Annotated in this window: 9 protein-coding genes and 4 tRNA genes; 7 read left to right on the top strand and 6 right to left on the bottom strand. The window is 24.3% G+C overall.

What is annotated here, in order from left to right:
* Nucleotides 1-120 precede the first annotated feature (120 nt).
* On the top strand, nucleotides 121-1311 hold the full coding sequence (locus BOBLI757_RS02120; protein ID WP_046305060.1) for an amino acid aminotransferase: 1191 nt from the start codon (nucleotides 121-123) through the stop codon (nucleotides 1309-1311).
* A gap of 112 nt (nucleotides 1312-1423) precedes the next feature.
* Here BOBLI757_RS02120 and BOBLI757_RS02115 read toward each other — a convergent pair whose 3' ends face one another.
* From BOBLI757_RS02115 to hspQ, 4 genes are all read right to left on the bottom strand, one after another.
* Entirely contained in the window at nucleotides 1424-2062 is a 639-nt protein-coding gene (locus tag BOBLI757_RS02115) for an MBL fold metallo-hydrolase (protein WP_046305058.1), read from the bottom strand.
* 151 nt (nucleotides 2063-2213) lie between these two features.
* On the bottom strand, nucleotides 2214-2996 hold the full coding sequence (locus BOBLI757_RS02110; protein WP_046305056.1) for an SDR family oxidoreductase: 783 nt from the start codon (nucleotides 2994-2996) through the stop codon (nucleotides 2214-2216).
* Between the two features lie 594 nt (nucleotides 2997-3590).
* Nucleotides 3591-4112, bottom strand: coding sequence for a bifunctional 3-hydroxydecanoyl-ACP dehydratase/trans-2-decenoyl-ACP isomerase (gene fabA, locus BOBLI757_RS02105; RefSeq protein ID WP_046305054.1), 522 nt, complete (start codon nucleotides 4110-4112; stop codon nucleotides 3591-3593).
* A gap of 1402 nt (nucleotides 4113-5514) precedes the next feature.
* Complete coding sequence (gene hspQ / locus BOBLI757_RS02100) at nucleotides 5515-5832, bottom strand: heat shock protein HspQ (RefSeq protein ID WP_046305053.1); 318 nt, start codon at nucleotides 5830-5832, stop codon at nucleotides 5515-5517.
* 886 nt (nucleotides 5833-6718) lie between these two features.
* Between hspQ and BOBLI757_RS02095 the strand changes: the two genes are divergently transcribed.
* From BOBLI757_RS02095 to BOBLI757_RS02075, 5 genes are all read left to right on the top strand, one after another.
* Nucleotides 6719-6804 (top strand) — tRNA-Ser (locus tag BOBLI757_RS02095).
* A gap of 288 nt (nucleotides 6805-7092) precedes the next feature.
* Nucleotides 7093-7165, top strand: a tRNA-Lys gene (locus BOBLI757_RS02090).
* Between the two features lie 830 nt (nucleotides 7166-7995).
* Entirely contained in the window at nucleotides 7996-8547 is a 552-nt protein-coding gene (gene pgsA / locus BOBLI757_RS02085; protein WP_046305051.1) for a CDP-diacylglycerol--glycerol-3-phosphate 3-phosphatidyltransferase, read from the top strand.
* A gap of 471 nt (nucleotides 8548-9018) precedes the next feature.
* Nucleotides 9019-9090: transfer RNA gene (locus tag BOBLI757_RS02080), tRNA-Cys, on the top strand.
* Between the two features lie 20 nt (nucleotides 9091-9110).
* Nucleotides 9111-9192, top strand: a tRNA-Leu gene (locus tag BOBLI757_RS02075).
* Between the two features lie 408 nt (nucleotides 9193-9600).
* On the opposite strand, the gene lpxL is transcribed toward BOBLI757_RS02075, so the two are convergent.
* The gene (gene lpxL / locus BOBLI757_RS02070) at nucleotides 9601-10530 is read right to left on the bottom strand and encodes an LpxL/LpxP family Kdo(2)-lipid IV(A) lauroyl/palmitoleoyl acyltransferase (protein WP_046305049.1); all 930 of its coding nucleotides are present in this window, start codon (nucleotides 10528-10530) and stop codon (nucleotides 9601-9603) included.
* A gap of 656 nt (nucleotides 10531-11186) precedes the next feature.
* Complete coding sequence (gene rne / locus BOBLI757_RS02065; protein WP_238954645.1) at nucleotides 11187-13115, bottom strand: ribonuclease E; 1929 nt, start codon at nucleotides 13113-13115, stop codon at nucleotides 11187-11189.
* A 592-nt stretch (nucleotides 13116-13707) separates the two neighbouring features.
* Between rne and rluC the strand changes: the two genes are divergently transcribed.
* Nucleotides 13708-14667, top strand: a complete 960-nt coding sequence (gene rluC, locus BOBLI757_RS02060) for a 23S rRNA pseudouridine(955/2504/2580) synthase RluC (protein WP_046305047.1) — start codon at nucleotides 13708-13710, stop codon at nucleotides 14665-14667.
* Nucleotides 14668-14890 lie beyond the last annotated feature (223 nt).

Raw genomic sequence — 14890 nt, 5'->3', positions numbered from 1 at the left:
ATATTTGTATTTTAATTTATTAGTTAATGAGAAATTGTAGTATAAGTGATTGGTAAAATAACTTATAAAAGGTGTAAGTTATATATATATTTTATTTTTATTAAAGAGTGGTATACAGTTATGTTTGAATATATTAAAGAAGCTCCTTCTGATCCTATACTTGGTATTTTAGATATTTTTAATGCTGATGTTCGTACGAACAAAATCAATTTGGGGATTGGTGTATATCAGAACGAACATGGAAATACTCCGATTTTAAATAGTGTAAAAAAAGCGGAATCGCTCATTCTAAATTGTGAAACTAGTAAAAATTATCTTAGTATTGAAGGCATGTACGATTTTATTGTTTGTACTCAAAAGTTGTTGTTTAGTGTTGATAGTAATGGTATTATTGCTGATCATCGAATATGTACCGTACAAACTCCAGGGGGGACGGGTGCGATACGGATTGCTGCAGATTTTTTGGCAAAAAATACAACAGTCAAACGTGTTTGGATTAGTAGTCCAAGTTGGACTAATCATAAGAATATTTTTGTTGCTGCTGGTTTGCAGGTGTGTTATTACTCCTATTATGATCCTAAATTACATAATTTGAGTTTTGATAATATGCTTATGGATTTAAACCATGCAGGTTCCGATGATATTATTTTATTACATGCATGCTGTCATAATCCTACAGGAATGGATTTTAGTGTTGAACAATGGCATATATTAGCAAAATTATCAGCACAAAATGGTTGGTTGCCTTTATTTGATTTAGCTTATCAAGGTTTTGGTGTTAGTTTATCTGGAGATGTCGAAGGGATTCGTATTTTTTCTAATTATAATGAAGAGTTAATTATTTGTAATTCTTATTCCAAAAATTTTGGTTTATATAATGAGCGTGTTGGGGCATGCACTGTAGTAACTGCTAATGAAAATGATGCTAGACATTCTTTAAGTCAGTTAAAATCTGTTATTAGAGCTAATTATTCCAATCCTCCAGCACATGGTGCTGCTATTGTAACTACAATTTTAAATAGTGTTAATTTGAAATGTATGTGGGAGGAGGAGTTAAGTAATATAAGAAAACATATTAAATATTTACGTCAATTGTTTGTATGTACTTTACACGATAAATGTACTAAAGATTTTAGTTTTATTAATCGTCAACAAGGAATGTTTTCTTTTATTGGTCTTAATCAAAAACAAGTTTTAAAATTACGTGAGAAATTAGGAATTTATATGACGGATTCTGCTAGGATTAATATTGCTGGCATTACATTGAAGAATATATCCATGATATGTGATTCTATAGTTTCTGTTATTTAGTTAAACAATGTATTTAAATTTTAAGAGTAATAATTGAATAAAGATGAGGTTAAAACACGATTAATAAATAAATATTATGTATCTATCGTTTAGTAGGTTGATTATATGTTATTTAAAGGTTTTTTATTAAAAATGGATTATTATGACGCTCATGACCAATGGTGGATAAAGGCCCGTGGCCAGGTATTAAGACGGTTACATCTTGTAACGTTAAGATCTTTTTTTGAATTGAGTTTAACAATTGTTTTATATTGCCGCCGGGTAGATCGGTGCGCCCTATTTTTTCTTTAAATAAAACATCTCCTACAAAAATAAGGTTGTGCTTTTTACTCCAGTACACGATGTGTCCCGGAGAATGTCCAGGGCAGTGTAAGATGTTGAAGGTTATTTCACCTACATTTATTAGATTATTTTCTTTTAACCAATAGTGCGGTGAAAAAGAAGGAATACATTCAACATTAAATATTTGACATTGAGCGGGCAAATTATCTAATAAAATTTTATCATTGTAATGTGGTCCTATAATTTGTATTTTGTAAAATTTTGATAGTTCTACTGCTGCACCAACGTGATCCAAGTGTCCATGTGTTAATAAAATTTTTTTAATAATTAGTTTTAAATCTTGTATCATTCGACGTAGTTTAATTGCTTCTCCTCCTGGATCTATTAGCACAGCATGTTTTGTTATTTTGCACCATACTAATGAACAATTTTGTTGAAAATTTGTTGTTGTAATAGTTTGATATTTCATAGTTGTATGTATATTATTTAAATGTAATTTAATTGCGATGTACAAATTTTGCGATTATTTTTGTGGAGTGACAAATGTGATTAATTATTTTATATGTTTTAGTTAATTTTTTTAATTGATTATTGTAAATTTAGTAATTATTAAATTAATATTATTCTAGTTTATTAGTATGTGTGATATTAAATCCACCATCTACATAAATGACTTCACCAGTAATAGCCGCAGATAGATTAGAACATAAAAAAGCTGCCGTATTTCCAATGTCTTCAATGGTGACATTTTTTCTCATTGGAGCATAAGATTCATAATAAGATAACATTTTTTTAAAATTTGCTATGCCAGACGAAGCTAACGTACGTATAGGGCCAGGAGAAATGGCGTTAACTCTAATGCCGTCAGGACCCATAGAATTTGCCATATATTTGGTATTTGCTTCTAAAGAAGCTTTAGCTAATCCCATAACATTATAATTAGGAATAGCACGTTGAGCACCTAGATAAGTTAATGTTACTAAGGATGCATGTACATTAAGCATATTTCTGCATGCTTTAGCTAATGCAACAAAACTGTAACAACTTATGTCATGTGCTATAATAAAACTTTCACGATTTATAACACTTACATAATCACCGTTTAATTGGTTTGAAGGTGCAAAAGCAATGGCATGTATAAAACCATCAAAAGTAGACCAATATTTTTTTAGTTCTATAAAAAGTTGAGTAATACTATCATCATTTGAAACATTGCACGGGCAAATAATATTAGAATTAAAATTATTTGAGTATTTTTTTATGCGTAGTTTCAGTTTATTATTCGGATAAGTAAATGCTAATTCTGCCCCTTCTCGATGTAATACTTGAGCAATGCCATATGCTATTGAGCGAGTATTAGCTATACCAGTAACTAGAATACGCTTCCCGTTAAGAAAACCCATGATATGTAAAACCTCTTTATTGATAAATAAAAACAATTTTTTAATAAATACCACAATTTTAATTTATATTATATTTTATTATTTTTGTAATACAATTATTTATTTAAATTAATTTTTTTAATTATAGTTTTATTCATTCATTTTATAATTATTTGTAAATACATTTATTTAGTAATATATTGTAATTATAATAATTCAATTATTGAAAGTTATGATATAAATTTAGTTTACTAAATTGTTGAAAACACTTTATTTAAGTGTGTTATAGAAATATATTAATTCAGGATGCGAACGTAATTTTGCTTGTTATTGACTTTTTAAGATTAATATAAATTCGTAAGAATAGTTGTATATTTATAAAAATTTATAATTGTTATCTTGTAATAATTATAACTTGTGTTAAAAATATGTTTTGTATTAGATAGCTATTAAATATTTAGTATAATGTCGTGTTATTTTGAAATATAAATTATTTAATTGCCATAATTAAAATATTGCTAAATGATAGATATTTTAATATATAGAGGTATTATAGATATTGTATGTTAATGTAATGTTATGAGTGTTTAAATAAGGGTTATATTTTATTTTATATTAACTAAATATATTAATATTTTTGAATAATCCTACTTTAAGATCAGAAGCGGTATAAATTAATTCTCCGTCACAAAGTACTTGACCATCTGCCATGCCCATTACTAATTTACGTTTTATAATGCGTCTAAAATGAATTAAATAAGTTACTTTTTTAGAACTAGGTAAAATTTGTCCAGCAAATTTTACCTCGCCTACTCCTAAAGCACGTCCTTTACCTATCCCTCCTAACCAACCTAGATAAAATCCTACTAATTGCCACATAGCATCTAACCCTAAACATCCTGGCATTACTGGATCATTGATAAAATGGCAATAAAAAAACCACATGTCTGATTTAATATCTAATTCAGCTTCTACGAATCCTTTATTGTAATTTCCACCTTTTTCACTCATTTTAGTTACGCGATCTATCATGAGCATATTAGGAGCGGGTAAAGATGGGCCTTCTTTACCAAATAATTCACCTCTGCTAGAAGCTAATAAATCTTCTTTTGTATACGTTGTTCGTTTATTGATCATGTGTTTTCTCTTTTGGATATATCTTAAATAAGAAATGATATTAATCAACAAAATTATAATTGTATACATAGATTATAAATTTATGAAATATATACTATTTGTTTGATAAAATTATAATATATAAGAACAGGATTATTTTTACTTACAATTTTATTTGATTTAATTTGAGATATATTTTTTCATGTGTTTAATATCATCATTGTATATTTAAGTATAATTTTATTGTGTATAATTATCTTCGGTATTTATTATATTTTTGTTTTTTTGTTTTATGTTATTAATATAAATTAAAAAAAATGATCATATAATAATTATTTTAATAATCACTTTATTGTGTTGGTTTATGATGTTTTAATTATTGCCAATTAAAATCATTTAGTTAGTATATATTAATTATAATTTTAGAAAATAATGAAATATTATTAATAAAATATTGTTTTATTTTTATTTAATTTTCATTTTAGTAAATGATATAATTTATAAAATTTGTGGTGTGAATAGAATGACAATATACGGGATAAATACTTTATATGTTTTAGAGTATGATAGATGAAAATTGTTTAAATAATAATGTTAGAGTATATTAGGCATTGTTTATAATTTAGTATGTTTGTTTTATGAATATCATGTGCAATTAATTTATATTTATGCAAGTTTGATGAAATTATGGAAATATTTGTATTTAGTATTAAAGTTAAATAATTATTTATTTATTTAATCAGACTTATATAAAAGTTTTATGTCTATAATATGGGATGATTTGATTTGTTTGTATTTATTATACAACATAGTTTGCGTTTGTAATATTTTTATTAAATATATATAATTAACTAATTATAATTTAATTAATGTAAATTTTTTTTATTTATTGTTATTGTATTATATTATTTATTCATTGTTGATTGGATAAAATATATATTTATATAATCTATGGTATTATAAAATTAAAATTTGTTTAATTTTTAGGTAAAAAGATATTTTTTAAGTTGATATAAGTTATATTTATAATTATTTAACATAGTAATTCATATCTTAAAAATATTTAAATTTTTTTGTGAATATTGATATTTTATTCATGACGGAATAATAATTTGATATAATTAGCAATTTTATATGTTTAAGTTAGCTTATTTATATTAAAATATAATAGTAGTAGGATAATATTACTGTTAGTATAATCAGAGTTGTTTTTAGTAATTTTAGTATAAGTGCATTTTATTTAATTTATTTTATAGTTCTATTTTTATTTTATGTAAAGAATTTAAAGTTGTATAATTTTATGGTTATATTGATTTTTGATCAATTGTATATATCACAAGTAAAAGCATAATCCGTTGTTATTATAAGATCTGGTAACATTTAAATATGAGTATATGTTGATATATTTATCTTAATAATTTTTTTAGTTTCTTAATCGTGGTGTTTTTAATTGAAAACGTATAGATTTAGCTAAGTCATCCAAAACAGGTTGTTCTGGATGAAAAAATAGTGTTTCAAATCTTAATTGTGCTTCTGCTAAATATGTATGTATTGGTTTTCCTTCTTCATCTTCCATGACAACATGATACCAAGGAGAAGTTCGAAGAGTACTATCAGCAGTTACTTCGTCTAATGTTGGTTTTTCCAATGAGTATTCTGGGTCTACGTCAATAATTACGCCTAGATATCCTAGTAATTTATGCCTTACTTGTTGTCCTATGGCAAATTTACTGGCAATCATAAAATACTCCTGTTTTTTATTTTTTTGATCTTACGAACCATAAACATGGGGGTGTGGATAAATAAAGTCAAGATAAGTATAATAATTTATTTTTTATATATATTCAGTATATTATATAATATAATGTGGTATAGATCAAATTTTAAAATTGAATGACATTTTGTTTTGGATTATTGATTCTATTTTTATGTAATAGTTAAAAATAATATTTTTTATTTTAATATAATTTTAATTTATTTTAAGTAATTTTATTAATAACAAACGTGTTAATTGGTTTTTTACGAAATGCAGGTACTTATATCAAGTGGTAAATTTAAATTTGCATAAGTATTTTATTAGATTGTGTCATTTTGTTTTGTGTTACTAATTATTATTTTGTTGTATATAGGAAATAAATAAGATAAACATTTTTTATTTTTGTTGTTTTATCATGTTATTGACTATAATTTTAGCATAATATATGGATTATTAATGAAATTATTAAATTTTAATAAAAATATTTTATGAAATATATTATTTTTAGTGTATTTTGTAAGATCAATATTTTTCAGTTTATCAAATTTGTGGATAGTGCTTATGTTGTAATCATAAATATTTTGTTAAATATTTATTTGATATATAAATTAATTTCGTATGTTTTATATTATATTTCATAATTTACTTTTTGTTTGTGTTTGCGTTTATTTTATTGGATTAATAATTTAACTGTCATCAGATTATTTATTGTTAATTATTTTTAAATTAAAGCTAATTATTTATTAATAGTGTAAGTAATATCAATTTTTTGCTAATCAACAAATAAATAATGTAATTAAAATTTTTTATATTTGTTAATTATAAATTTTTATTATAGAATAACATGCGATTGCTTATTTGTATTTTATATAGAGGAGTGGCCGAGTGGTTTAAGGCACCGGTCTTGAAAATCGGCAATGTGTATAACGTTCTAGAGTTCGAATCTCTACTCCTCTATTTTATTAATACAATAATTGAATTTGTTTTTGTTATTTTAAATTATGTTAATAAAATTTCGGTTTGTCTATTTAGTATATTATATTGAATGTAATGTGTGAAATATATTGATATAATATAATTAATTAAATTAATTTTTGTTACGATTTTTATATATTTTAATTTTCATGGTACATAACAAAATAATAAACGCATATCATATGTTGATACATATCATATAATTGAATAATTTATATACTGTTTATTTATAATATTTTTGAAATAAGGTTAATATAAAATGATGTTGATGGGTCGTTAGCTTAAATGGTAGAGCAGTTGACTCTTAATCAATTGGTTATAGGTTCGATTCCTATACGACCCAGTTTTATCTTTAAATTTGTATTATTAAAATTAAATAGTATAAAATAATAGTGATTTAATTATTAATATCATTACTTAATATTTTTACTTTAAAATTTAAATAATGCAAGAATATGTTTAATTGTTTTTAAGGTATATGAATATTTTATTGTAATAATATAGTTTATTGGTGATGATATTTATATAGTTGTTTATTTGAATAATTTAATCTTATATTTTTATTGATTACAAGTAATATATTATATAATTATTTTTATAGAATTTTAGAAATTAATAATGTAATTACTTCATTATTATTATGCCTTAAGTTGAAAATTATTTATTTGAAATGATGTTTATGTGTAATTAATGATGTTGTTTTTTATAAAATATGAATTATAAAGTATTTATTAATTAGTTAATTAGTTTGAGTGATTAATTTTAAAAAAAATAATAATTTAATATTCTATTATGTAACAAGACAAGAATTTAAATTATTAAAAAACTTATTTATGTAATGATAGTTGTTATATATCTGTTTTACAGATTATATTTTCGTTATAAAATACAATGATTGATGCATCAATGGTATTTGATTAAAAATATTTTTTTTAATATTTAAGATAATACGTAATGTTTGTATACTATACGATATGCAGTATGAAGTTGTAATATTTATCTTATTTTGGTTTATTGTAATGATGATAAAATTTATGAATTTCTTTAATTTTGTTGGATTGTTTAATATTACTCCGTATTTATTTTTTTAATTAATTTATAAAATAGAATTGATTAAATATATCATAAATACATGTCATCGCATTACATATTAAATAATCATTGCAGAACATAATGTGTTTAAATTTACCTACTTGGTTAACTTTAGTCCGTATCATTATGATACCATTATTCATTTTAGTTTTTTATTTACCTGTTCATTGGGGTCCTTTAGTCAGTGCTTTAATATTTTTTATTGCTTCAATAACTGATTGGTTTGATGGTTTTTTGGCGCGTCGTTGGCGACAAACTACTAATTTTGGTACATTTTTGGATCCAGTTGCAGATAAAGTAATGATAGCTATGGCATTAATTTTAATTGCAGAACATTTTCATGTTTGGTGGATTACATTACCTACTGCTAGTATTATTGCACGTGAAATTATTATTTCGGCATTGCGTGAATGGTTGTCTGAATTAAATGTATGTAATATTATTTCTGTATCTTGGATTGCAAAGATTAAAACTAGTATACAAATGTTAGCATTAATAGCATTATTGTGGCGTCCAGATGATTGCATAACTAATTTTGGTATTATAGCATTATATATTGCAATGGTATTAACATTTTGGTCTATGTTTCAATATTTACATGCAGCTCGTTATAATCTATTTAAGATTAATTAAATGTTTATATCATTTATTAATCATATATTTAGTGAACTTTGTGATTAGTGGCAATATCAGTTGAGTTTGTATGTTATACAATTTAAAAAAATATTAATGTTTTAACAGCATATTTTATCAAATTATAATTTGTTTTTATAATATTTGAATGTTATTTCATATTATTCTTTTATTTTATTAACAAATATTTATGGATAATTAAGATGATTTAAAATAATAATAATATTTTTAATTTTAAGTGAAGTAACACTGATAATGTTTACTTTATTAATTTTTTTACACAAAAAGCTAATTTGTATTGTTATTTAAATAAAATTTAAATGGATATTTATATATTGAATAAAATATTGTTGTGTTCGAAGTATATCTTCCCGGTTAAAAATAAAATGTTGTTATTTAGGTAAATTATAATATATTATAGTTTAATGAATTTTGTATTTTTTATTTGTTTGTATTTTAAATTTTTGTTTAGGCACGTTAGCAGAGTGGATATGCAGCGGATTGCAAATCCGTTTTACTTCGGTTCGATTCCGAAACGTGCCTGGGTTTATCTTTATATAAAAGCCCGGGTGGTGGAAATGGTAGACACAAGGGACTTAAAATCCCTCGGTTTTTATCGTACGAGTTCAAATCTCGTCCCGGGTATTTTAGTTGGATAAAATTTATTTTAAAACAATAAATGTGTTGAGATATATATTTATTATATAAAGCATGTACAATTGTTTTTATAAGAATATAATTTATTGAAGTGTTGTACTGTGATTATTAAAATTTTAACAAAACAAAGTAGTCTATTTTCATTGAACATTCATGGTGGTTTAGTTGATAGGCTGTTATATTATAAGATTTTTATAATTTAAAATGATTCTTTATCATATAAATCTTGATGAATGGTGTTAGTTAGAAGTGTTAAATTTTTTATTTTTTATGAAAGCAAAAAAAATTTATAGTTTTGTTTAGAAATATTTTAAATTATTAGTTTAATAATGAAATTTAATTTCACTAATTTATTAAAGTTATATTATATTTTTGTAATAATGCAGTTAATAAAAATCAATAAAAAGAAGATTTTCCTGTTGGGCGAGTTTTAAAACGGCGGTGTAACCACATGTATTGTTCTGGAGCTAGTAAAATAGCTTTTTCAATTATTTTGTTTATATAACTTATCGTAGCTAAGCGATCTGTTACAGGTACTGTGTTTTCGATTGGTAATATTATTAATTCATAACCTAATCCATTAGGTAATCGTCGAGGTATGAATGGAATAATAGCAGGTTGAGTTAATTTAATTAGTATATATGTGCCTATAGTAGTTGCCGTGTGAGTTACACCAAATAATTGTGTAAATACACTATTTTTTGATCCATAATCATGATCTGGAGCATACCAGACGGTTTCTCCATTTTTTAAAGCACGTAATATAGATTTAAGATTTTTTCGATGGATCATAGATTTATTAGAACGTAGACGACCCCAAGTTTGCAACCAATTTAGTACAGGGTTATTATTTGGTCTATAAACACCTATACCTGGATTAAAAATACCAAAAGCACGTGCTCCTAATTCAAGAGTAAGAAAATGCATGCCAATTAATAATATACCATTATAATTTTTGTGTGCTTTAATAATATTATTGAAACCATTAAGTTTACACCAATATTTAATTCTCCAATTGGGCCAAAACCAAGCCATTCCAGTTTCCAATAATCCCATACCAATGGATTCACAATTTTTTTTTAATAGTATTTCTTTTTCTTTTATTGTTAAATTAGGGAAACATAATTGTAAATTACGGCGTATAATGTTTACTCTATATTTCATAAAATACATTACTAAACGACCTAATCTTATGCCGCAATAATATATTATGGGATACGGCAATAGTACAACAAATATGTAAAGAATAATAATTCCTAACCATATTAACCAATATTTTGGGTGTAATAAATTTATTGTAAAAACAGGCACATGTGTTACGTTCATTAATAACTTAATTAAAAATTGTTCTTATTTTCGATGACATTATATTTGATTATAAAATAATGTATATATTTAGTTTTCATCATTGATAATAATAAGGTTTTTGTTTGCTTTTTAATTTGTAATTTAAAATTATTGTAATTATTTGTTTTTTAAATTTACGATTGTATTGATATATATAGATATGGTAAAGCTTTTTTAAAAATTATAGTATTAATGTTTTAATTGCAACAATAGATCTATTGATGTAAATTTAATATATGGCGTTATAATGTGAATTTTGTTACATATCATGTTTTTAAATTAATAATTATTGGTTAAAAAGATATCAATATATTTTGTATCAATGTTATTTATCAGCTAATAATTATTAGCTTTTGTAAAAAAACATTGTAGTATATCAATATAACATATGTACAGAATATGTGTACGCAATTGTTAAGAAATAAAAAATTTTTTTTAAATTTTATTTTTAAATATTGATGTAAGAAGTTTTTGGTAGGATTGTTTTTTATTTTTTAATTTTATTTTTTTAAGAGAGATTTTTAAAACTATTTGTATATATGTAATGAATAACATAAATATGTTTATTTAACATATTTATAAATAAATTGTGTATACGTCAATTTTTATAGTTTTATGTTTTATTTTTAAAGTTTTCAATTATTTTTTTGTTTGTTTTGTATATTATTATTATTTATTTGATTACAATGTTGATTGTAACGATAATATTTGTTGTATTTAGTATAATTTGCATTATTAGATTTAAAATTTTTTTTTCTTTTAGACATAAAAGAAGATGATGGAAATTTGGTATATTTTTTCTGTAATATTTGATTGAAATAATTTATGATTAATTTAACCTTGTTTACTAATATCTTAAATGAGATACGGCAAGATTTTATTTTTGAATAAATTTTTTTTTGTTGTATTATTTTATTTGAATTATTCAGATTAATAGTAGGTGTTGTGTAACTCATTTTATATATTGATGTTTTAGTACGTTCATAATTTTTATGTTCCGCAATTAAATTTTCTGTGGATTGAGAAGCGATCTCTATTTCATGTAATTTAGGTAATAAATAACTTGGTGTTGTAGCTTCTTCTCCTTTCCTAATTCTTTTTACCGCATAATTTGGAGTTTGCATTTGATCATGCGGTACTATTATTGTGCGTACATTACCACTTTGGCGTTTTTCTATTTCATTTACTGCATGTCGTTTTTCATTAAGTAAGAATGAAGCTATAGGTACTGGTACGATTGCATGTACTTCACAAGTATTTTCTTTTAAAGATTCTTCTTCAATTAAACGTAAAATGGAAAGAGAAAGAGATTCATTATCTCGAATATTTCCTGTACCACCACAACGCGGGCAAATATAATGACTAGATTCTCCCAATGATGGGCTAAGTCTTTGTCTGGAAAGTTCTAATAATCCAAAACGAGATATACGTCCTATTTGAATTCGCGCTCGGTCTTGTCGTGCTAGTTCACGCAAATTATTTTCTATTTCGCGTTGATGTCGTATTGATATCATATCAATAAAATCAATAACTATTAAACCCCCTAAATCACGTAATCTCATTTGTCGAATAATTTCATCTACTGCTTCTAAATTGGTATTAAATGCTGTTGTTGCAATATCCATTCCTTTAGTAGAACGAGCAGAATTTATATCTATTGCTGTTAATGCTTCTGTGGTATCTATAACTATGGAACCTCCAGACGGTAAACGTACTTCACGTTGAAAAGCAGATTCAATTTGAGATTCTATTTGATAATGACTAAATAATGGAACTTCACCAGTATATAATTTAATTTTATTAGTAAAATCCGGTCTTCCTAAAGAAGTGATATGTTCTTTTACTAGATTTAATACTTTAGGATTATCAATTAAAATTTCTCCTATATCAGGTCGTAAATAATCTCTTATAGCACGTATAATAACATTACTTTCTTGATAAATTAAAAAAGGTGCTGTTTTATTGTCCGCTATTTTTTTTATTGTTTGCCAATGTTTTAAACGTAAAGTGAGGTCCCATTCTAAATCTTCCATGGTTTTTCCAATTCCTGCGGTACGAACAATTAATCCCATACCTTCAGGTAATTTTAATGAAGATAAAATTTCTTTTAATTCAGTTCTATCATTACCCTCGATACGACGCGAAATACCACCAGCTTTAGGATTATTTGGCATTAAAACTAAATAACTACCAGCTAAACTTATAAATGTAGTTAATGCTGCACCTTTGCTGCCTCTTTCTTCTTTATCTATTTGTACAATAATTTCTTGTCCTTCTTGTAAGATATCTTTAATACAATATTTATTGTTATACGAAGAAATTTTTATAGGAAAATATTCACGGGAAATTTCCTTAAGTGGTAGAAATCCATTACGTTCAGCGCCGTAATCTACAAAGGCTGCTTCCAAACTAGGTTCAATACGTGTTATTGTGCCTTTGTAAATGTTAGCTTTTTTTTGTTCATGTCCCAGAGTTTCAATATCCAAATCATATAAACGTTGACCATCTACCAGAGCTACACGTAATTCTTCCTGTTGAGTGGCATTAATTAACATTCTCTTCATTATAAGTATACTCAATATTTGGTTTTTTTATATTTAATATTAGCAATATTAAATATATGAATATGTATGTAGATAAAATTAAGTTTATCACTGACTTCTTTGTGATTTCCAGTGATGGTCATAATTTAACAGGAGTATATGCTTTATTTGGTATTTTAGTCTATTATATTAGATAATGTGTTTTAAAAGTGTACAAGTGTATCTAACACCATTATTGGATTGATTAATAATGATAAAGTATATTTTTATTGTGGTATACGTAGATTACATACAATTTATTTTTTTATAAGTTCAATTTTATTAGATGTTTAGAATTTTATTAAGTTGATTATTTTGCATAAAAAAATTAGAATGTTCATTGTATTCTAATTTTTTGGGATATTTGGATTATATGTATAGTGCATAAAAATAATTTTGGTTTTTATCATTTATTTTAAGATGTTTATAATTATACTAGTATACGCAACTATTAGCAAATTAGAAATATTGATTTTTTTATTGTTTTTAATTACGAATAATTAATAAATAAATGTATTGTAATTGATCCATTGTATATTTAAAAACTATATTTTATGAAAAGTGTAAAATTATTATGCATATAATTTTAATTGCTACCGAAAGATCTGGACAAAGAATCGATAATTTTTTATTTAGTTATTTAAAAGGTATTCCTAAAAATTTGATTTATCGTATTATTAGAACAGGTAAAATACTTATTAATCAAAAAAAAATATCAATAAGATATCGTTTGCAAACAGGCGATAAATTATTTATTCCAGATATTCAACCAGTTAAACCAAAAAGAAGTGCCATTTTTTCTGCTTCTCATTTAAAAAAAATTTCCATATTAAATGATGCTATTCTTTATGAAGATAATTATATATTAGCAATTAATAAACCTTCAGGTATGGCTGTACATTCTGGTAGTAAGTTAAATTTTGGTATAATTGAAGCTTTGCGTTTTATACGTCCTAAAGAAGAGTTTTTAGAACTAATACATAGATTAGATAGAGATACTTCTGGAGTATTATTATTAGCTAAACAACGTTTTTCATTATTAGAATTACATAAGCAATTTCTTTTAAGGAAAATAGAAAAAAAGTATTTAGCATTAGTATGTGGTCAGTGGTGTTCTTCTATTAAGGTAATTAGTGTTCCATTGTTTAGAAATATTTTTAATAGAGCCCGTCCTTGCCTTACTTACGTTGACTTAAACTTAGGAAAATTTGCGAAAACCAAAATATTTATACAAGAAAGATTTTCTGTAGCAACTTTAATTATGGCAATTCCTATTACAGGACGTACACATCAAATACGTGCGCACACTCAATATATGGGGCATCCTATAGCATTTGATGCACTTTATGGTAATAGCTTATTTAATAAGCAACTCAAACAATATGGATTAAATAGATTATTTCTGCATGCGTTTGCACTAAAATTTATTCATCCAAATAGTGGAAGATTAATAAATATTAAAGCACCATTAGATAATGTATTACATAATTTTTTATGTGTGTTACGGGAGGGAAAAGGCATATTTAATAATTAAGTTTATTTTATGTTTAAGGTAAAATTATAACAATAAAAGAGTTTTAGTAGCAAATATTTATTATTATAAATTAAATAGTTCAATTATTTTAGTTTTAAATATATTTTTATGATTTATGTATTGCAACTTGGTGTAATGAATATCGTTGATGTTTTGAAATTAAAAGTATAATAATAATTATGTATATGTTTTTTTGTATAAGTATTTTAATATTTTATTTTTT

The sequence above is a fragment of the Blochmannia endosymbiont of Camponotus (Colobopsis) obliquus genome (assembly GCF_000973545.1).
In the GTDB taxonomy this organism is placed as follows: domain Bacteria; phylum Pseudomonadota; class Gammaproteobacteria; order Enterobacterales; family Enterobacteriaceae; genus Blochmanniella.
The sequence above is the reverse complement of the archived record's forward strand: the minus strand, read 5'-3'. Positions and strand labels throughout refer to the sequence as shown.